15 protein-coding genes and 2 pseudogenes are annotated in these 19,591 nt (G+C 39.6%); 5 read left to right on the top strand and 12 right to left on the bottom strand.

Annotated features, from left to right (window positions below):
- The first annotated feature begins 139 nt into the window (after positions 1–139).
- Entirely contained in the window at positions 140–1,336 is a 1,197-nt protein-coding gene (locus G1O98_RS06295) for an NAD(P)/FAD-dependent oxidoreductase (RefSeq protein ID WP_163927771.1), read from the top strand.
- Positions 1,337–1,485: 149 nt separating this feature from the next.
- Here G1O98_RS06295 and G1O98_RS06290 read toward each other — a convergent pair whose 3' ends face one another.
- The 4 genes from G1O98_RS06290 to G1O98_RS40600 form a co-directional block, all read right to left on the bottom strand.
- Positions 1,486–1,905 carry a hypothetical protein gene (locus tag G1O98_RS06290; RefSeq protein WP_163927770.1) on the bottom strand — a complete coding sequence of 140 codons (420 nt, stop codon included), beginning with the start codon at positions 1,903–1,905 and terminating at the stop codon, positions 1,486–1,488.
- Positions 1,878–2,402, bottom strand: a complete 525-nt coding sequence (locus tag G1O98_RS06285; RefSeq protein WP_163927769.1) for a hypothetical protein — start codon at positions 2,400–2,402, stop codon at positions 1,878–1,880. Before G1O98_RS06285 ends, G1O98_RS06290 begins: the two co-directional genes overlap by 28 nt.
- A 64-nt stretch (positions 2,403–2,466) precedes the next feature.
- Positions 2,467–2,811, bottom strand: coding sequence for a helicase-related protein (locus G1O98_RS06280; protein ID WP_243458358.1), 345 nt, complete (start codon positions 2,809–2,811; stop codon positions 2,467–2,469).
- A 311-nt stretch (positions 2,812–3,122) separates the two neighbouring features.
- Positions 3,123–3,251: a hypothetical protein gene (locus G1O98_RS40600; RefSeq protein ID WP_275941762.1), complete on the bottom strand. Its 129-nt coding sequence runs from the start codon at positions 3,249–3,251 to the stop codon at positions 3,123–3,125.
- A 30-nt stretch (positions 3,252–3,281) separates the two neighbouring features.
- On the opposite strand from G1O98_RS40600, the gene G1O98_RS06270 reads away from it, so the two are divergent.
- Positions 3,282–3,848 carry an HAD family hydrolase gene (locus tag G1O98_RS06270; protein ID WP_163927766.1) on the top strand — a complete coding sequence of 189 codons (567 nt, stop codon included), beginning with the start codon at positions 3,282–3,284 and terminating at the stop codon, positions 3,846–3,848.
- Positions 3,849–3,963: 115 nt separating this feature from the next.
- Here the strand turns inward: G1O98_RS06270 and G1O98_RS06265 are convergent, their stop codons facing one another.
- Positions 3,964–4,440 carry a GNAT family N-acetyltransferase gene (locus G1O98_RS06265; protein ID WP_243458357.1) on the bottom strand — a complete coding sequence of 159 codons (477 nt, stop codon included), beginning with the start codon at positions 4,438–4,440 and terminating at the stop codon, positions 3,964–3,966.
- 186 nt (positions 4,441–4,626) lie between these two features.
- On the opposite strand from G1O98_RS06265, the gene G1O98_RS06260 reads away from it, so the two are divergent.
- Both G1O98_RS06260 and G1O98_RS06255 read left to right on the top strand, forming a co-directional pair.
- The gene (locus G1O98_RS06260; protein ID WP_163927765.1) at positions 4,627–4,917 is read left to right on the top strand and encodes a hypothetical protein; all 291 of its coding nucleotides are present in this window, start codon (positions 4,627–4,629) and stop codon (positions 4,915–4,917) included.
- Positions 4,918–5,027: 110 nt separating this feature from the next.
- Positions 5,028–5,252, top strand: coding sequence for a hypothetical protein (locus G1O98_RS06255; protein WP_243458356.1), 225 nt, complete (start codon positions 5,028–5,030; stop codon positions 5,250–5,252).
- A gap of 482 nt (positions 5,253–5,734) precedes the next feature.
- On the opposite strand, the gene G1O98_RS06250 is transcribed toward G1O98_RS06255, so the two are convergent.
- The 4 genes and pseudogenes from G1O98_RS06250 to G1O98_RS39745 all read right to left on the bottom strand — a co-directional run bounded on the left by G1O98_RS06250 (position 5,735) and on the right by G1O98_RS39745 (position 16,104).
- A complete protein-coding gene (locus tag G1O98_RS06250; RefSeq protein ID WP_163927764.1) occupies positions 5,735–12,061 on the bottom strand; it encodes an EAL domain-containing protein in 6,327 nt (2,108 codons plus the stop codon).
- Positions 12,062–12,996: 935 nt separating this feature from the next.
- Positions 12,997–14,471 (bottom strand): annotated as a pseudogene (locus tag G1O98_RS06245) (IS66 family transposase).
- A 56-nt stretch (positions 14,472–14,527) separates the two neighbouring features.
- Positions 14,528–15,070 carry a hypothetical protein gene (locus tag G1O98_RS06240; protein WP_163927763.1) on the bottom strand — a complete coding sequence of 181 codons (543 nt, stop codon included), beginning with the start codon at positions 15,068–15,070 and terminating at the stop codon, positions 14,528–14,530.
- An 11-nt stretch (positions 15,071–15,081) separates the two neighbouring features.
- Complete coding sequence (locus tag G1O98_RS39745) at positions 15,082–16,104, bottom strand: alpha/beta hydrolase (protein WP_345940530.1); 1,023 nt, start codon at positions 16,102–16,104, stop codon at positions 15,082–15,084.
- 168 nt (positions 16,105–16,272) lie between these two features.
- On the opposite strand from G1O98_RS39745, the pseudogene G1O98_RS06230 reads away from it, so the two are divergent.
- Positions 16,273–17,196: pseudogene (locus tag G1O98_RS06230) on the top strand (hypothetical protein); the annotation flags it as partial.
- An 88-nt stretch (positions 17,197–17,284) separates the two neighbouring features.
- On the opposite strand, the gene G1O98_RS38720 reads toward G1O98_RS06230, so the two are convergent.
- The 3 genes from G1O98_RS38720 to G1O98_RS06220 all read right to left on the bottom strand — a co-directional run.
- The gene (locus G1O98_RS38720) at positions 17,285–17,737 is read right to left on the bottom strand and encodes a hypothetical protein (protein ID WP_243458355.1); all 453 of its coding nucleotides are present in this window, start codon (positions 17,735–17,737) and stop codon (positions 17,285–17,287) included.
- Positions 17,704–18,171: a hypothetical protein gene (locus tag G1O98_RS39740; RefSeq protein WP_228058461.1), complete on the bottom strand. Its 468-nt coding sequence runs from the start codon at positions 18,169–18,171 to the stop codon at positions 17,704–17,706. The genes G1O98_RS38720 and G1O98_RS39740 overlap by 34 nt, the downstream gene beginning before the upstream one ends.
- An 11-nt stretch (positions 18,172–18,182) precedes the next feature.
- Positions 18,183–19,591 (bottom strand): WD40 repeat domain-containing protein (locus G1O98_RS06220; protein ID WP_243458354.1); only part of this gene is annotated, 1,409 nt, incomplete at its 5' end.

The raw sequence follows: 19,591 nt of genomic DNA, 5'->3' as shown, positions 1-19,591 counted from the left end.
TCCGCTTTGATTTTAGAATTGATTTGCATTGGCGGGCAATAGGAAAAACTTGGGGCTGAAGAAACAAGTCTGAAAAGTAGTCAACTTCCACCACAGTCTATTATTACTTTTTTGTAGCTCAGGTAGTTAACCTCACATTATGAATATAAACCCAACAGAGAAATTATCCCAACCCATAGTAGACAAAGTTGCCATTGTTGGTGCTGGCCCAGGCGGTTTAGCTGCTGCTATAGCACTGAGAAGCCAAGGGATAGACGTTCAAATATACGAAAAAGCTCAAGAGTTTCGTCCGGCTGGAACTGGGCTAGGGCTAGCTCCCAATGGCTTGAATTTTTTAGATGCGATCGCACCGGGAATTGTCGAAACCCTCAAAGGTTCAGGGTGTGAGGTTCACCACACGGTTTTAAAGAATATTCAAGGAGAAACAATCCGAGCTAATACAACCAAATACCAAGAGAAATATGGACAGCCATTATTGACTGTTTGGTGGTATCGTCTACAACAAGTCTTAGCATCTAGACTACCATCTGATATAATTCATCTCAATCATCGCTGTATTGGTTTTGAGCAAGATGAAAACGGTGTGAAAATTCGTTTTGATGGCGAAAAATCGGTATATGCAGATTTACTGATTGGCGCTGATGGTGTTAACTCTGTAATTAGAGAAATTTTATTTGGCGAGGGTAAGCCTAATTATATTGGTAGTATGTGTTGGCGTGCCGTCATCAAATATCACCACGAGCTATTTAATGACTATGAATTAGTGTTCGTCAAAGGCAATCAACAGTTCATGTACCTTCTGAATGTGGGCGGCGGCTATATGAGTTGGATTAGTCGTAAGTTTTCTCCTGAATACTCTCTTTGCGACAGCGCCGATGAAGTCAAATCTCGTATTCTCCATGAATTGGCTGATTGGGATGAATCCTTTCGGGTGGTAGTACAAGCAACACCAGCCGAGCAAATTTGGGAAGGGCCGATTTGCGATCGCCCACCGTTAACTCACTGGAGTCAAGGCAGAGTTACACTCTTAGGTGATGCTGCCCATCCAATGGCTCCAGCTATGGGACAGGGAGCGAATACTACTTTTGAAGATGCTTATGAATTGCGAGAGTGTTTTTCTCAATCAGCTAATCTCCAAGAAGCCTTAACTAGCTACGAACAGCGTCGTATGCAGCGCACAAAAATTATCCAAGCTCGTAGCGCTTTGGGTGAGATGCGCTACTACGAATCTAACAGTGTGGCATCAAACGGGCAACGGGAACAGACAATGAGCCTTAATGATGATTTTCATAAATGGCTGTATGATTACAAGCCATCTGCAACAATTAAATTCTAGTGGCAACTACCAGGTAAGATACCTGCACCTTACAATGAATTTGCACAAAGATGGGGAAATATTGATTTTACAAAATATGTAAAACTTTTGTCAAAGCAAGCTGATGCGCTTTTCAAGCGTGCCATTCAATTATGACCCAACATTGGGAATCAACTTAACCGGAACATGATCTTGGCAAGTTTCCCAAATCCTTGAGTAAAGGCATATTCAATCTCTGCGGGATCAAAAATCTCTGTTAGTTTGGATTTCAGCCCAGGAAGTTCTCTAACCTCAATACAGATATTCACATATACATCTTTAGTTTCCACATGGAATAGGCCAGCATTTATGTTTAAGAAATCACCTGTTAGCATTGAACAGTAAGTTAAGGATTCAAGCCATTGTGATTTGTATTTCACTCTAAAATAATTATCACCTAAATTCTTTTTGAAATTAGATGACTTTTCTTGTGGTTTTGGTTCCCAGAATATACTATTCTCCAACTGCCCAAGAGCTTCTATTGTCGTTACATTAGTTGCCACATTGCTATTGCCTTGTTGTTTTAGCTTTTTCTGTTCAACAAAAGACATAGCCAAGATGCGGTTCTTATGTCGTTCAAAAGCTTCCTTGTACAGTTCCCATGCTTTTTTGGTAATTGCTGATTGGGATGGCTCAACCATTTTAACGATTTCACGCCAATCTCCAAGAGTAAATCTAGTAATATTTTCAATAAAAAACCCTGTCTAAGTCGAATTCTGCTAAAACTTGGTTTTGCAAAATTCTCTTTAGTAGTAAAATCAATCGTTTCACCATAGCTTGGACAAATAGCTTGGTGATGTTGAATCACCACTCCATCCTCGTCAACTTCGGCATCAAAATTAGCTAATTCATCAGTTAGCGGTTTAAAAATATGGGTGCAATGCTCACATTGGATTAAGCCTTTGTTTTGTATTTTTGATATAATTTTAGGCAATAAACTCCATTTGCGGGCTTCATCAGGAAGCCCATGTTTTTTCCAATTATCGGTAATATCAATAATTACCGCAGTTGGTTTTAAAGTGTAAGTTCTTAGAACCCGCCCCAGCATTTGCAGCCAAAGAGTAGAGCTTTCAGTCGGACGGACACAGTAGACGCACTCAATATTAGGACAATCAAAGCCCTCGGTTAAGATTAATTACTTGGGTAGTGCCATTGCGAAAACGCTGCAATATTTCTAATCTCTCTTGTGGGGGAGTTTTCCCATCCAAATGTTCGGCACTAATATAATTACGAGAAAATTCCGCAGCCAGGGCACGAGAATGTTCTAAGCTACAGGCGAAAATAACTGTACGAAGATTTCGTGCATATTTAAAGTAATTCTCAAGGATTTCATTAACCCCAATCTGGCTAGTGACAGCAACCGCTAGCTCTTTTGCTCTAAAATCCCCACGAGATTTTGCAACTCCAACATTTCCCGGCGGCTGTCGGGAGTTGTGCAAGCACTCGCCTATTACCATTCTTCCAAGAATTCCAAATATCTTTTATCCACTGATGTTGATAATCTCTAAGTTCGTAGGTAACAGGCATTCAATTTACCTCAACAATGATTTTTCTCCCGTGGGAATATTGCTCATTATGCCACAAGCTCTTCAAGTTAAGATACCGATAATCCCAATTCTAAAAGTAGTAAAGATGTTTTGGGTTGATTTGATGCAATTTTACTTCATCAAGAGCAAATTATAGAGATAATAACCTGGAAGTGATGCACTGCATATCAAATCTCGCCACTGTTGTAATGACTATACTTGCTTTATTATATTGGCGAGTTTTATACTGTGCGATAATGCTGGACGCGATCGCTCACGGGAGACACGGCAACACCGTTGTCGTCTTTTGCAAGTGGTATTAGATTTAAGATGGGGAAATATAGTTCTTGGAAAATCAGAAAATTTGGCATCGAACTAACAAATTAAATTCGCAATCTCAAATGCCGGCGATATTTCTAGATAAAGATGGCACTTTAATTGAAAATGTACCAAACAATGTTGATCCGCAATTAATCGAAATGAAAATCGGTGCTATTGAAGGATTACAAATACTTAGCAAAGCTGGATATAAATTAATTGTGATTACTAACCAGTCGGGAGTAGCACGGGATTATTTCCCAGAATCTGCCTTGGCGGGAGTGGAGGCGCGATTGAATGAAATATTAGAAAAAGCGGATCTATGGCTAGATGGGTTCTACTACTGTCCCCATCATCCAAATGGTGTAATATCTGAGTATGCAATTGCTTGCGAATGCCGTAAACCAAAACCAGGCTTGATTTTACGTGCAGCTAGCGAACAAAATATAGATTTAGCAAATTCTTGGTTTATTGGCGATAATCTCAGTGATATAGAAGCTGGACATAGTGCAGGGTGTAAAACGATTTTGATAGCTCAGGGTAATCAGTCTCAGCCCCAAATGTCTCGTTTAGGAATTGCTGACTATATTTTGGTTAATCTTTCAATAGCAGCACAGGTGATATGTAAGCATTTAGTATCCAATTTTTAGGATTTCTGGCATGAAGTTATAGAAATTGTTGGAACAGGAAACCTAGAAAAATTTAGATTGATGACAAACAATCTGCCATTCTGGTCAAATAATTCGTTGTTCTACAGTAGACTTCTCAAATATGCCGCACCAGTATAATAAATAGTTCCTTATTGCCTAGTGCTTGAAATGACTGTACCTGTTGGAATCCGGCTTTTCTCCATGCTTTGAGCGCACGTTCATTAAATGCTGCCACTGTAATGCGAAATAGGGTGGGATTAAAGTTTGAACGTGCAAAATTGAGTACATCTGCAATATACATCTGTCCCCTTCCCTGACCCGTGAGGTCGGGGCGCACTCCCAAACCAATGTCGAGTGAGTCTTTTGTATAATCACCTCCTGGGACTTGAGCCTCCTTACCAAAGCAGCAAAAACCAACCAGTTCCCCATTGCCTTGAATGCTATAGTAAGCGTTTTCAGGGTCTACAAACGACCCAATTAGTGTTTCATCAGATGTAGTGTTATACATTTGGTAAGGTGGCTGATAATGCCAGCGAGTAAGTTTTTCTGCCTCAGCCACATTCATCGGTTCAAAGCAAAAGTGCATTGACATACTCCCAACCGCTCACCCTGTACCTTCTGCTAGAGGAAAGCATAGGCCGGACTCACAGATAAAAATGTTACAATATATGACTCAAATGGTTGTTCCCACCTCAAACAAGAGTATTCGCACTTACCAGAATAATTGACAATCTAACGATCTGTGTACTATCGTTTTTAGTACAACATTTAGGTTCTTATGACCAATACAAAAAATATTGCCATTCATTATATCGGTTTTTATTCTTCATATAAAATGCAAGAGTATGAACCCTCGATCAGAGAAAGCAAAAACCATGAGTATCCAGAAAGATATAAATACACCTTTCACACCAAAGCCTATCCTAATTTAGAAGCTGTCAAAAATCGTAGCGAAGAAGAACTTATTTCTTATCTAAATTGTGAAGGTTTTAATGATGTTGAATTTTATCCGTTAGAAGGATGGATAGGATTTAAACCAGTAGTACAAACTCATAAATTTGGTTTGTAGCAACTAAGAATCAAAGGAGAAAGTAAACTTGTAGAAGTTCAACAATCTTGAAAATGACTGACACACCTGAATACTTCCCAAGCCGATTAGATTGAGCAGAGCAAATAATCTTGGGTTTAGCGGAAAGACAAGCTAACGCCCAGTTAGAAATGTCTGAGCTAAGACAGGAAATGAGGCAGCTTACAACTAGAGTTGACACACTTACAGATAATGTTGATCGTGTTTTAGCTCGTAGTGCGATTTTGGATGATGTGTTACTTGAGTTACGTGATAGCCATGAACAACATCAGCGTAATTTTGAAGAACATCAACGCACCACAAACGCAGCATTATAAAGCCTTGAGTCTATCTTGTTACAGTTGATTAGAAATAATTCTTGAAATGCGATTACAGGAGTTAACGACCGCAGGTAGCGTGTAAAAGTACTTACGGTCAAATTTGAGCTACTCGGTATCGTTTTATCTTAGAGGTTTCCAGTAAATAGCGTATACCCATAGGTATAAAATCTGGGTGTAAAAGCGCCCATAGGGGTTTATAGCTGTTAGGACAGCAATAACTTCAATCCCCTTTTTGAACCAATAATTTCCCAGATACTCCAGCCGTAAAACCCAACCCAATCGCCGCTACAGTAACCGAACAATTCCCAATACTTCTCTGCGAGACGCTACGCGTAGCTTGCTTCCACGAAGTGGTACGGCTACGCTCAGTACAAGTCCGCTTTTTCGCCCATTCGCAATTAAAGACAAGAAATTACTAATTGTTGAATGTACCGTTTCAAATATAAAACAGTATCCCATAATTTTTGTTCTAGTCAAAGTCATAAAAAAGGACAAGGTTTGGTGATGCTGTAACCTTGAGCATAATCCACCCCAAGAGCTTTAATTTTTTCTAAAATGGCATCATTCTCAACAAACTCTGCAATAGTTTTAAGTCCCATAATATGCCCAACATTATTAATTGCTTCAACCATTGCTAAATCAATAGAATTATCCAAAATCTGCCGAATAAAACTGCCATCAATTTTGAGAAAATCTATAGGCAGGTTTTTCAGATAAGTAAAAGATGACATTCCACTACCGAAGTCATCTAATGCAAAGCGACAGCCAAGGCTTCTTAATTCACTGATAAATAAAGAAGCTTTAGCTAAGTTACTAATGGCAACAGTTTCAGTAATTTCAAAGCAGATCATTTGGGGTGGGATTTGATGCAAAGCAAATTGCTCATGTAGGAATTCAATAAATTGTTCATCATTGATACTTGCACCTGAAAGATTAATTGCATAAATACAATTACATGGCTGATTCCTTGATTGATAATCGTTCCAGGTATCACGATAGTGTTGTCCTTGAATAGCGAATAAAGTCCGAATTACCCAACGGTCAATTAAATGCATAAGATTATAACGTTCTGCGGCAGGAATAAATGCCATAGGTAATACCAAAGCCCCAGTCTCATCTTGCAAACGCAAAAGGACTTCATAATGTTGTTCTTTGATCTCAGTTTCGCAAACTGAGATAATTGTTTGGTAGTACAGACAAAATCGATTTTCTTCCAAAGCATGAGCAATACGCATTACCCATTCCATTTCGCCTTTCTGTTGTAGTAGATCAATATCGTCTACTTGATAAACGTGTACCCGATTACGTCCCCGATTTTTAGCTGCATAGCAAGCGGCATCGGCAAGACTTAATACATGAGTAACACTTTCACTATCAGTATTAATCATAACTAATCCAATACTAGTGCCAATTGTAAAAAGTTTTTCCTGCCAGACAAATCGAAGCTCCTGAACCTTCTGACGTATGGAATTGCAAACTCGTTGTGCCTGTTCTAGTGGGCATTGATTGAGAAGTAAGCCAAATTCATCCCCACCTATGCGGGCTAAAGTATCTGTCTTACGTACCTGACTTTGAAATAATGCCGTCACTTGACGCAAGAGTTCGTCGCCAGCAAGATGGCCACAGGTATCGTTGACGATTTTGAATTGGTCTAAATCTAGATAGCAGAGGGCATATTCCTTGTCATGCATCTTGGCATCGTTAATAGCTTCCTCTAGATGGTGTTCAAACTCGCGTCGATTTAACAGTCCAGTTAAAGCATCATGGCTAGCTTGCCAGGAAAGTTGCAGAGATAAGCTGCGGTTACGGGACACATCATGAAATACCATAACTGCTCCAATTATCTGACCGTTGCTAGCACGAATTGGAGCAGCGGAATCATCAATGGCAAACTCATCCCCATTACGCGCAATTAAGATTCTATGGTTGGCAAGACCAATGGTTTTTCCTTCATGCAGAGCTTTTTCCAATGGATTTACCACTGGTTCGCGAGTACTTTCGTTAACAATCTGAAATACTTCAGCGACCGGCAATCCTTGTGCTTCTAATTGACTCCAGCCTGTCAGATTTTGAGCGATGGGATTAAGATATTGTACTAGACCCAGTGAATCCGTAGTGATAACTGCATCTCCAATTGATTGCAATGTCACTTGGGCTAGCTCTTTTTCTTGAAACAGTGCTTCTTGGGCTAGCTGGCGATCGCTAATTTCAGCCGTTAGTGATAAATTAATTTGATTCAACTCGGCATTTTTGCTTTCTAACTTTTGCGAATATGTTTGCAATTCTTGGTATAATTCTGCGTTTTCCAGAGAAATTGCGGCTTGAGAAGCTAATAAACTCAGTACTTTCACATGGCTTTGAGTAAATGCACCTTTAGCGAGGTTGTTTTCCAAGTAAAGAATACCTTTGAGTTTACTTTGATAAATGATTGGCAAACAAAGCACAGATTTAGGCCGATTGTTCTGAATGTAAACATCATCAATAAAAAGTTTTTCTTCAGTTGCGTCATCCAATACTAGAGTAGATTGACTTCTCGCAACATAATTAATCAATGCTACAGGCATTGGACTTGTTTCTATTGATTTAGCTGGCAAAAAAATAGCGTTGTCTTTATCTACAAATCCCTCAACTACTAGAACCCATTGGTCTGATTGCTGTAAGAGAAGCATCCCGGTTCTTGCTCCTGCATTTTCCATCATGCTGTTCATTAATTTGTCAAGCAATTTACTCTGAATAATTTCATCAGAAAGTGCTTGGGAAGCTTTGATAACAGTAGCTAAATCTAACGTTGCTAAATCGAGTCCGGTTGTATCGCCGGGTGTAATGCCTATATTTGTTAACGTTTTATTATCTCCAAAGAAGACTTGGGGATAGCGTTCTTTTAAATCTTGAACTTTTGCTATTGCGCCCCAGCGCAGATAAGCGTAGTAAGCATCTGTTAAATAATCTCTGGCAAGGCGTTCTCTTTTGCATCCAAAATAAAATTCTGCCGCCAATTCCGCAGCTAGAGCTTCTTCTTGAAAGTAACCATGCTCGCGTGCGTTTTGAATTGCCCGATCGTAGTACTCCATTGCTCGATAGTGTTGCCCTAAAACTTTTGCTCTTTCTGCTTCAACCAACTCGTACTTATGCAGAAAGTTCATAGGTGCATCATTCGCTAATTTTTCCATCTGCTGTTGGCGCAATTCCACTATCTGCAAGTACTGATGTTGTTCTTCAATAGTTGTATAGGGATAGTAACCAAGCAAAGCCAGCATATAATAAAAACTATGTTCGGAGACATTTATTGTCCCCATAACGCTACCGATATAACGTTCTGCAATCCTGGCATTTTGGATTGCCTGAGCGTACTCTTTATATAAATACAGCAGGTTCGTTTTGGCAAGGTAAAGGGCAGATAAAGCTGTTTGGTTATCAGCTGTGATTAATGTCTGTAAAATTTCTGTTTCGTTAAAGCGATCGCTAATCAATTCAAATTTATGTGTAGAGTCACCGACTAAATTTGCTACCATCTGCTGCCAGATTTTGGCATAATCAATGCAAACTTGATTTTTCAAACTATTGAGTAACTCTAAGCGATGTTCGAGCTTTTGAGCGACGCTTTCTAAGTTCTCACCCGTATAAAACAAAGCGGTTGAATAAAAAGCAGCAATATATGAGGCATATTGAACTTTGCCAACTTCTAAACCACTTTGAATTCCCTCTAGCATTGGTTCTAATACGGCAGAGAGAGGGTCTTTAAAATGTCGAACATGACCATTAAAAATTTCGCAAATCTCAGCTTTGAGTTCTTTGGCATTGTATCGATCGAGAAGTTGTAAAGCTAACAGACAAGACTGATACGCTGCATCGATTTCTTCTAACTGACCTGCCAAAATCGAACCATAACAAGCATAGCCATAAGCAGCCATCGGTGAACTTCCATATTGAATGCACAGATCCACCATCGTGAAAATAATTGAGGTGAATAATTGAGCATCTGCAAAATAAGTGGGAGGGCCTGCTGTCATCAGAATTCGCATTGCTGCCAGTTTATAATCGTCAGTCATCGGTGGCAGACTACTTAAATTCTCAACCGTCAATGAATTTTCATACTGTTTGGTTAAGGCATGAGGAGGCTCTTGACTTAGAGTTATTCCCAGCATTTCTAGTACTTGTAAAATAATAGCGATCGCTTCCTTTAACTTGTTCTGCGAAACGCTATATTGAATTTTGATTTCATATACCTTAACTTGATCTAGAATATTTTTGGCATTGCTTAAAACAATATCTGCGAGGATTGCCGTTTGCTCAAAATTATTATTGAGAAACTCTGTTGAGGTTGCTTCTATATACAGTGCCAGTGTTAAATCATAATTTGTCTGCCAACTCGTTTCTGAAAGTAATCCCAATCCTACCTTGAAATACTTGAGCGCCGGGTCATAAGCTGTAGCTTTCTTGGCTTTTTGACCTGCCATCAAATTTAGTGCTGCTAGTTCATTTTTCTGCTTCTGTTGAGATAGTAATTTCCTGCCAATATTTAATTGATTAACAATCTCAAAGATATTCTCTTCAAGTTCCACTTCTGGCGTATGCTCAAGTAACAATTCTCCAATTCTCAAATGCGTTTGGCTGCGTTCTGTTTTGGCGATAAGCGAATATGCTGCTTGTTGTACGCGGTCATGCAAAAATTTATAAGCGATCATTGGAGGGCTAGAAACAGCTAAGAGTGAAGTATTTTTATCCTCATGTCTCTTACTAAATTTCTCTAGGTCTATAACTAGGGGAATTTTATAGTATTGATTTAATGGCAAAATCAGCCCAATTTGTAGTGCTTCCCATAATTCCAATGCCGTTTCTGATAAAGGCTTTCCATTGACAATACTAAGCACTTCCAAGGTAAATTTGTCCCCAACACAAGCACCTAACTTCAGAACGTTTTGAGTCGCTGGTAATAGCTTTTGAATTCGCTTAACCATTAGTTCAACAACATTATCCGTGATGTCGATATCTAACAGCTTTTCAATGTCCCACTGCCAACAGGCTTGATGAAAGTTGAAAAATAGTAATTTATCTTGATAAAGCGATTTGAGTAGTTGCGATAAAAAGAAAGGATTGCCTTGAGTTTTATTAAAGACTAATTCCGCTAGAAAGTGCGTAGACACGGAGTGGCGCATAAAGAGTGATGTATCTTGATTGCTTTGAAATGTATCAGCAATTAACTGACTAACATCAACCAGATGTAATGGCTGAAGCACAATGTTGTTTATCACTACCCCCGCTTGCTGGAGGTCAGAGAGCATCAGCATTAATGAATGAGTCGCACTCACCTCGTTATCTCGGTATGCACCTATCAACAACAGATATTTACTATTTGGGTCAGTTATCAACAATTGAATTAATTTCAATGATGCTGAATCCGCCCACTGTAAATCGTCCAAAAACATTACTAAAGGATGTTCCAGTTTACAAAACACATGAATGAACTGTCTAAAGACGCGGTTAAATCGGTTTTGAGATTCCGATGCTCCTAATTGTGGTACTGCGGGTTGGGGTTCGATAATTCGCTCAACTTCAGGAATCACATCAATAATCACCTGACCATTGACACCCAACGCTTTTAACAGTTTTGCCCGCCAAATACTAATCCGCTCGCTACTTTCAGTGAGCAACTGCCGCATTAATTCTTGAAATGCTTGAATCAGAGCAGCATAAGGAATGTTGCGCTTAAACTGGTCAAACTTGCCAAAGATAAAATACCCATGCTTACCTATGATTGGCTTATGAATTTCATAAACTAGAGATGACTTACCAACCCCAGAGTAACCACTTACCAGCATTATTTCTGTTGTGCCTTGACTGATACGCTCAAAGGCAGCTATCAAAATTTTGACCTCGAATTCACGACCATAAAGTTTTTGCGGAATCGAGAATTGGCTGTATAAATCTAATTGCCCCACTTGGAAGGGTGTAATTTCTCCAGTTTCTTGTAGCAATTTTAAACACATTTCCAAATCTGCTTTCAGTCCTAACGCATTTTGATAACGCTCTTCTGCTGTCTTTGCCAAAAGTTTCATTACAACATCAGAAACTGACTGGGGGATTTCTCCTAAGCCCAGATTTTTGGCAATAATACAAGGAGAAATTGGAGTTCTAGCAATATGGCAATGAACGAGTTCTAGTGGGTCAGTACTTTGAAAAGGCAATTGTCGTGTCAGTATTTCATAGAAAACAATGCCCAAAGAATAAAAATCGCTACGGTAATCAACTAAGCGGTTCATCCGCCCTGTTTGCTCAGGCGACATATAAGCAAGCGCATCTTCAAAAATATTCTGATTACTAATTGTTTGCTTTTCTCCATACAAATAGGTAGCAAGGCTAAAGTCGTCAATTTTAACCTGCCCATTTTGCGGATTGAACAGCACATTAGTAGTTTTTAAATTATTGTGAGTAACCTTGTATTGATGAAGTTTTACTAATGTTTCAGCAAGTTGAATTCCAATGTGTAGAAAATCACTTAAATCTAGCGTTCTTTGACTCAGATATTTTGAAAGTGGTTTTCCTCCAAAATCTTCCAAAATTATTGCCCAGAACTGATGACTATCTTCTAACACATAACATTTAACAACTCCTATAATATCTAGCGACTGAAGAATTTTATATTCATATTTTAACCGAGCAATATCTTCGAGAGTTGGATACTCAATTTTAATATATTTTATTAGTACAGGCGTTCCATCTAGTTCTTTAATTCCACGATAAAGAATCGTATTACTATCTTCTCGAAGTACTTCTTTGTGCTGATAACTTTCTAGTCGCCTAATCATTATTTCTATTTAAAATAATTTATAGAACAAACTTGGAATTTTATTACCCAATTTGTGATAAAATCGTTTATGTTTGCATTATTTCAACCTTGCAAATATAGTACATTGTGCAACATAAATGTAATTTACACTAGTAAGTCAGTAAGCCAGTAAGTAACTAAAGTAGCTTGAATTAACGTACAGCTTAAGTAATAACCCGTGATTCGTGCATTTTATCTTACTAAGTTGGCAAGAGAGTTCATCCGCTAGGCTGTTGTTTGCTACACAGTTATATGTTACTTCAAGGCTTTATGAGAATTTGTATTATTTTTTACTAGAACGAAAAAGGTACAAGCCCCTTAACTTATTGATGGGCTTGGTAAATTTTTGACTTTTGAATGCATGACTTTTGACTTGGAACGTTTGCGCAGCGTCTCCAAGAGTTGCGACTGACTATGCCTATTTTTAATCTCAGGTTCAGTTATAATGTGGCAATACGGTTGATATTAATCCAGTAATCTATATCCATTGCTCATTTCACCCTTGGCAGGATAATTAGCCATTTTTAGTCCTCTGAGCCTTACTAATCATCTCTAAATACAGCCTTGCAAATCAACTCAACTCAACAGAATATGTAAACGATTGCGCTCCTGAAAGCATTTTCTAAACAATAGCTTGATGCTTCTAAAGTTTCTTGGAGTTGCTCGTCATTAAAATTTACGCCGAGCGACCATAGGGCTGGAGCCTACAAATCAAATAATTCTTGTTCTACAGAATCGGCAGACCAGAACCACATAAGAAAAAGAAAACTCCTGCTGGGTGGCTAAATAAAATTTAGCATTTAGCGTGCTTCGTGTTGATGTAGGGACAAGTAGCGATCGCTAATTAAACTCAGGGGCAGGTAGAACAGGGTTATTCTGCTTCTTTGCCGGTTGAAAATTCGTAAGGATTCAGGTCTAATATTGAGGAAGTAAAGAAGGGCGAGACAGAGAATTATCAGAATCAGCAATTAGAGCCTGTACAAAAAAATCAATAACAGAACTACCTTGACGACGACAGGTTTGAACCACTGTCAACAAATTGGCAGTATGTTGAAACCGCTCCATCGAACGGGAACCACCACTAACTTTACGTTTTGTCACAGCCAAACGCAGGGAACGTTCGGCCTGATTATTATCCGGGGGAATTTCAGGATGTTCCAGGAAATACCACCATTGATGAGCTTTATTGCGCAAAGAGCGTAAAAGTTGACCTGCGGTAGCTCCGGCTAAGTCAATCCATTGAGCAATTAAGGAATGCAACTTGAATTTGAATTTATTGACCCAATCGTTGTAACTGGCGCAGTCAAGAGTCTGAAACCATCGAGCATAATTCTTAAAAGCTTCATCAATTAAGTCAACAAAAGCTTCGCCGATAGCTTGGTTGTGAAGACCGGGAAGTTGAATTAATTTTTTAAAGTGACGGCGTAGATGAGCCAAACATTTCTGTTGGGCAAAAACTGGATAGCCATTGTACACACTAAAATCGTCGCTGCTGATTACCCCGGTATATTCAGTCCCTAAAATGGCTTCTAGTTCGGCTCTGGAACGAGTATCAGCAGCAGTAAACAGATAGAACTCAGAGTTAGCAACTACCCACAACCATTCTTTAATTCCCTTGACTGACCAAGGCGTTTCATCCACATGGATATTAGGTTGTGTTTGTTTTATCCAACTACTTAATTCAATAACACTCGGTTCAATTGCTTTTTGAATTCGTTCATTGGTTGCAACCAAAGTGCCTAGCCCAATTTCAAGAAAGTCCCAATTCGCACAGCATCTCTTGCTGTTTTTCATAGGGCATGTGTGCATAATTATTTGCCCATCCTAAAAATGCCTGTAATCTCATCCCTAAATCTTGTCCTGGGATGACATCTTCTGGCCAGTGGGAAGTTTGTACATTTCCACAGCGGTCACATACACAAGTATGGCGTTGATACTCCACTACTTCAATTGGGCGTTCCACCAATTGCGCTACAGTGTGTTTTTCTACTTTTACTGCCCCAGGAGCAAATGCTTTGTGACCACAACACAGACAATCCGTAGGACGTAAAATTTCATAACGATCTACTCTCCCAAAACCCTTACGGGTCTTACCTTGATGCCCTGGTTGCCCGCCTGGTTTCTTTTTTGGCTGATTTGATTCTTCTGGAGGCGGTGATTTTTTGGTTTCGCTTTTTTTCAGGATATCTCCAGACGGAGGCTTCGATGAATTAGTCCTAATCTAAATCTCTACTAACTTTTAAACGCTCTATTTCTTGCTGTAGTTCTACTATTATTTTCTGTAACTCACGTATTACCTTGCTCTGCTCAATAATTATCTCTACCAGTTCTTCCTTCGATAACTGGTTCAAGCTTTCTCTATCTGGTTCTTGAGGCAGGTTTTGGTTCATATTTGTGATACTCCCCCTCAACTGTCCCCTTTGTCAATACTCTGTTACCTGAATCCTTACGATAAATACGCAAGTAAACGAGGAATAAATTCCAGAATAATTGTCTTTTCCGGCCAATCTTCTAGCTGTAATAATAAATATCCACTTAAATTATCTGGTTCTAACTCTAAATCAGGTTGGCTTAGTTGCCATAAAAAATCTTGATATACTTGCTTGAAACATTGCCAAAATAAGTCATCTTGTTCAGGGAATATATTTGTTAATTCGTCAATTAATTTAGTATCTAAATTTACTCCTTTTTTTAAATCAGAGAGCGATGAAATTTCTTTATCCTCAGAACTCTCTAGGCGCTTAACATAATTCTTATAAGCTGTATTATTGCATCTTTTAATTACTTCTAAAAATTTAGGAAAGCCTTCTTCATCCTCTCCGTTTTGACGGGTTTCAAAATGATTAAGAATTGTTTCTACTTTAAGATATTTTTGCTGATTATCAGAAAACTGATTACGCACGGAAGGAAAATTGTCAAGTGATTCATATAATTCTGGATCAGTTAAAGCTGTTAGTAATTGCCTCAAAATCTCACGGTTATACTTCATTGACTACTGACCTACCTCCCAATAATCCAATAATTTTGCCCATTCTCTTGTTTTTTTCGCAACCCAAATCGTTGTTCAGGAGATGAATTATGTATCAACAATTGGTGCATATCTTGAAGCAAATCGCGGGCATCTGCAAAATAACCATGACCTAGAAATGTTAAATCAATATTAGAAACCTCTACTGTATCTATCCCATCAACAACTGTAATCGGTGGGAAAAAACCAACACGGGGATGATCGTGAATAATACCTGATGTTGCCAAAGCTTTATCTTTAGCAGAAATGTAAAGAGTCGTGCGTTCAGCCAGGGTTTGATAAGCTTCGGCTAATTCTTCAAAGATATCCGGATCAACATCAGGAGCAGCAAGAAAGATTTGTCCAAAGGAGACTTTACTCTCGGCTTGAACTTGAGCTAAAATTCGCTGCATTGCTCTAAGTAACCCGCGATTTCCCATACTATGAGCAATAATATGGATTTTTTCTGCCCCACTCTTTTGTACCAAGTTAAGTAAAAACTCGGCAATATATCTCTCACTGGCTTCAATCGTCGCCTCGTCTGCTGGATAGCTGACTAGTTTTCCTCTTGACGGCCAGCTATAAAATGCCATAATTCCTGCTACTTGCAAATCTACACCTATCTGCGCTGCTCGTAAGGCTGCATCTTCAAAACTGACATTAAAGCCATGAATGAAGACTAAAGCCGAACGCTCATCTGGCTGATTTGCTTGCAACGTCCTCTGAATTTCATCCCAAAAATTATTTTCCTGCAAGTATTTCAGACTCTCTTGCTTGAGTTTAAGGCGATCGTCTGTAAACGTTAACAATCTTTGCCAGAAGGGAGAACCAGTAGAGCCAATTTTATGAGACTTTGGTACTGCTACTTGACAAGTGCCATAGTGAAGCTGGCGATCGCGCTCTCCTGAAAATCCAAGGGATAGATCCTGTAGGTTCTTGGGTTTGCGGTTAGTTCCAAACCAAAGAGGATATAGGGTAGCTTCTGTTGAGTTTGTGCGCTTAACAGTACGAGTCACCCTTGGTTTTACTACCTCTTGCTGAAGGAGGGATGTATCACGAGTGATGAAATGTAGCACTTCACTATCTGACAATTTCAACAATTTAATTTCATTACGACCAAGTTCAAAGGCACTGTAATATCCTCTACCAAATCCTAAACCTCGATAAAAACCTGCGGCAAATGTTATAGCAGATTGATCGCCCAAATCAAAGAGCAACACCAGTAAGAGTTAGAGCGCCTAGAGCAGGAATTGAGAATTGGTTTGCAAGCAGAAGCAGGGGCTAAAGCCGAAGCTCAGGTGCAAGAACAAATCCAATCCTTGCAACAACTCTTCAAACAACAGAAAGAAGAAAATATCCAGTTACAGCAACGGCTCTCGGAGATGGAGGGGTTACGGAAACTGGAAATTGAAAATCAGCAACTCCAGCAGCGCATTCAGGAATTAGAACACGCCGTAGAACAGCGCCCTTCCCAACAATGGGGAAATACCATGACCCAACAGGCGACCAAAGCGTTGAACAAGCAGGTAAAGCAAGCACTGGAGAAGACAATTGATTTGCGATCGCTAGCTGTTGAACCCCCCAAGGAGAATGCCCAGGAATGTCTGCGGCTCATGGGTATGGCGTTGAAGAATCTCGCCAGTGCGATGAACAACACCCCAGCATTGGAGGCAGCAGCGCTAATTTTGGGTAGTGATCCGACACCAACTGCGATCGCATATCAGGCCGAACAATTGGAAATGTTGCCCCAGGCGATTAGTGATATTCGGCGGGTCTTGTCAAAGCTTGGGTGTAGCTGGGAGGACTATTGGGATGTTGCCCAAGAGTACGAGGTGATTAAACCAGATTATTGGGCAGAATTAACCACCCAAGAGACAGAATTAATTACCGTACTCCAGAAAACATCCTCTCAACCGGACACAATTGCACTCGGTTCTACTGTTGCCCATGCTGACCCATACCGCACTTTGTATGTCGAGAGAGGTGAGGTGGTGCAAGATTTGGGCGAGGAAGTAGTGGTGGCTTGGGATTGCTGGAAGGAGCAATCGAAAAAGACTGATAGGTATTTCCGAAACGAATTGCGATTCTGGCAACCGGAAAAAGAGTAGGTGAAGTTGTTGATTAGAGCGATTGCTTAGTTAAAAACTGTGCAATCACCTAGGGTGTTGATTTTGTTGGAGAAACTTAAGAGTTTCTTCATGCAGTTTCTGTGTCGCCAGTTGAGGCAGAAAACAAAATTCTCCTTTTTGAGAGCATAGATTTGCCAAAAACAAGAGCTGCCCAGTCTTCAACATCTAAAAAACGGACTGTCTCTAATGCTTCTTTCACAAGATTAGTTGTCAAATTCATGGTTGATAAACAAATACTCGAAAATATTTGACCGATTTGTTTAAGAGGGCAACGAGAAGAAAACTGTTTGTATTTACCAAATAGTGATTCTAAGACATCAGAAGTAGCTAATAATGTTTGACCTGATGTAATGTGAGATATTTCCTGTGTTAAATAGCCGAGAATTTTTTGTCTAAACCCTTTTGAATAATCCATTCCTATTGTTAAATATTGTTGCATAATATTGAAGGTTTCTTGATTCAATCCATCAAGCTTAATTTGAGTTTCTACTCTGCGGTCATGTAAACCATTTGTTTCCAATCGTTCAGTGAGTCTTGATAAGATGCTAACCAACCCAACTTCTGTTTCAATTTAGTCTTAAGAACTTCTGGCTCAATATTTGGTACTAAATTGGTTAAAATATCTAGCGGTGAATTCAGCAACTTTTCAGCCCAATCTAAAAGTTTTTCTACGTTAAAGTAACGACACTGCGAGCGTTGTGAGGGAGGAGCTAAGAAAGATAGTTCGGTTTGTTGTACTTGTCTCCGACATTGACCACACTGCTGTATAAAAGACTGATATTTTTCGGAACCAGTTAATTCATGCTTGAGTAACAAAGCCATTGCATGAGTTACATCATAAGTATAAATTACATCAGGATGATTCTGTTTATACAGTTTAATTCCTCTTTGAATATCACTTCCACGGTCAGCAATGATTTGTTTAGGATGACCAAATTTTAGAGCAATTTCCATCAGTTTCTGCTCTATGAGTTCCCCTTTCGTTGATTCGCCAACTCTTTTGCTCTCGCCTGAGAATCAAACTTTAATTTATTATCCCACTGCTGTGCTTTGTTGAACTTTTCAACAGCGCCATTAATATCATCATTTCGCGCTAACTTTTCACCTTGGATAACTAACGCGATCGCACCTTGCACTAACTGCGATCGCGTTTGGCATGATTGCAACTCTTCTAACACTTCTGGATGACCAATAAAGTAATTATTCAGCAAGTTGCAACCACTGAGTAATAAATTATCGAAATCCAAATCCCATAAAATTATTGTTTTGTCATCACTAGCAGAAGCTAACTGTTGTCCATTGGGGCTGAAAGCGATACTATTGACCCTATCAGTATGACCAGTAAAAGTTTTGAGTCGTTGACCACTGTTGACATCCCATATCTTGATGGTCTTATCTCGACTAGCAGAAACTAACTGTTGTCCATCAAGGCTATAGGCGATGCTTCTAACTGCATCAGTATGACCAGTAAAAGTTTTGAGGAGTTGACCACTGCTGATATCCCAGATGCTGATGGTCTTGTCAGCACTAGCAGAAGCTAACTGTTGTCCATTGGGGCTGTAGGCGACGCTAATGACCCTATCGCTATGACCAGTAAAGGTTTTAAACAGTTTACCACTGTTGACATCCCAAATTTTGATCGTCTTGTCATCACTAGCAGAAACTAGCTGTTGTCTATTAGGGCTGTAGGCGATGCTATTGACTTCTTTGCTATGACCAGTTAGGGTTTTAGGGGGTTTACCACTACTGACATCCCAAATTTTGATGGTTCTGTCCCAACTAGCAGAAGCTAACTGTTTTCCATTAGGGCTGTAGGCGACGCTATAGACTCTACCGCTATGGCCAGTAAGGGATTTGAGGAGTTGTTTACTGTTGACATCCCAGATTTTGATGGTGTTATCATCACTAGCAGAAGCTAGCTGTTGTCCATTGGGGCTGTAGGCGACGTTAAAGACCCCACTTCTATGACCAATCATGGATTTGAGAAGTTGACCATTACTGACACCCCAGATTTTGATGGTGTTGTCAGCACTAGCAGAAGCTAGCTGTTGTCCATCACTGCTGTAAGCGATGCTCATGACCTCTTTGCTATGACCAGTCAGGGATTTGAGGAGTTTGCCACTGTTGACATCCCAGATTTTGATGGTGTTGTCAGCACTAGCAGAAGCTAACTGTTGTCCATCACGGCTGTAAGCGATGCTCATGACCTCTTTGCTATGACCAGTCAGGGATTTGAGGAGTTTGCCACTGTTGACATCCCAGATTTTGATAGTCTTATCCCGACTAGTGGAAGCTAACTGTTGTCCATTGGGGCTGTAGGCGACGCTATTAACCGCATTGCTATGACCAGTAAGGAATTTGAGGAGTTTACCAC

The sequence above is a fragment of the Nostoc sp. UIC 10630 genome, assembly GCF_010747425.1.
In the GTDB taxonomy this organism is placed as follows: domain Bacteria; phylum Cyanobacteriota; class Cyanobacteriia; order Cyanobacteriales; family Nostocaceae; genus Nostoc.
This window is presented reverse-complemented; position numbering and strand designations above follow the sequence as displayed.

Bases quoted from the DNA above. Each gene is read 5' to 3' on its own strand.
- G1O98_RS06280 (WP_243458358.1), bottom strand. From the start codon at position 2,811: ATGGTAATAGGCGAGTGCTTGCACAACTCCCGACAGCCGCCGGGAAAT.
- G1O98_RS40600 (WP_275941762.1), bottom strand. From the start codon at position 3,251: ATGCCAAATTTTCTGATTTTCCAAGAACTATATTTCCCCATCTTAAAT.
- G1O98_RS06285 (WP_163927769.1), bottom strand. From the start codon at position 2,402: ATGCTGGGGCGGGTTCTAAGAACTTACACTTTAAAACCAACTGCGGTA.
- G1O98_RS06295 (WP_163927771.1), top strand. From the start codon at position 140: ATGAATATAAACCCAACAGAGAAATTATCCCAACCCATAGTAGACAAA.
- G1O98_RS39740 (WP_228058461.1), bottom strand. From the start codon at position 18,171: ATGGAAATTGCTCTAAAATTTGGTCATCCTAAACAAATCATTGCTGAC.
- G1O98_RS06265 (WP_243458357.1), bottom strand. From the start codon at position 4,440: ATGTCAATGCACTTTTGCTTTGAACCGATGAATGTGGCTGAGGCAGAA.
- G1O98_RS06270 (WP_163927766.1), top strand. From the start codon at position 3,282: ATGCCGGCGATATTTCTAGATAAAGATGGCACTTTAATTGAAAATGTA.
- G1O98_RS06240 (WP_163927763.1), bottom strand. From the start codon at position 15,070: ATGAAGTATAACCGTGAGATTTTGAGGCAATTACTAACAGCTTTAACT.
- G1O98_RS06290 (WP_163927770.1), bottom strand. From the start codon at position 1,905: ATGTCTTTTGTTGAACAGAAAAAGCTAAAACAACAAGGCAATAGCAAT.
- G1O98_RS06260 (WP_163927765.1), top strand. From the start codon at position 4,627: ATGACCAATACAAAAAATATTGCCATTCATTATATCGGTTTTTATTCT.
- G1O98_RS06250 (WP_163927764.1), bottom strand. From the start codon at position 12,061: ATGATTAGGCGACTAGAAAGTTATCAGCACAAAGAAGTACTTCGAGAA.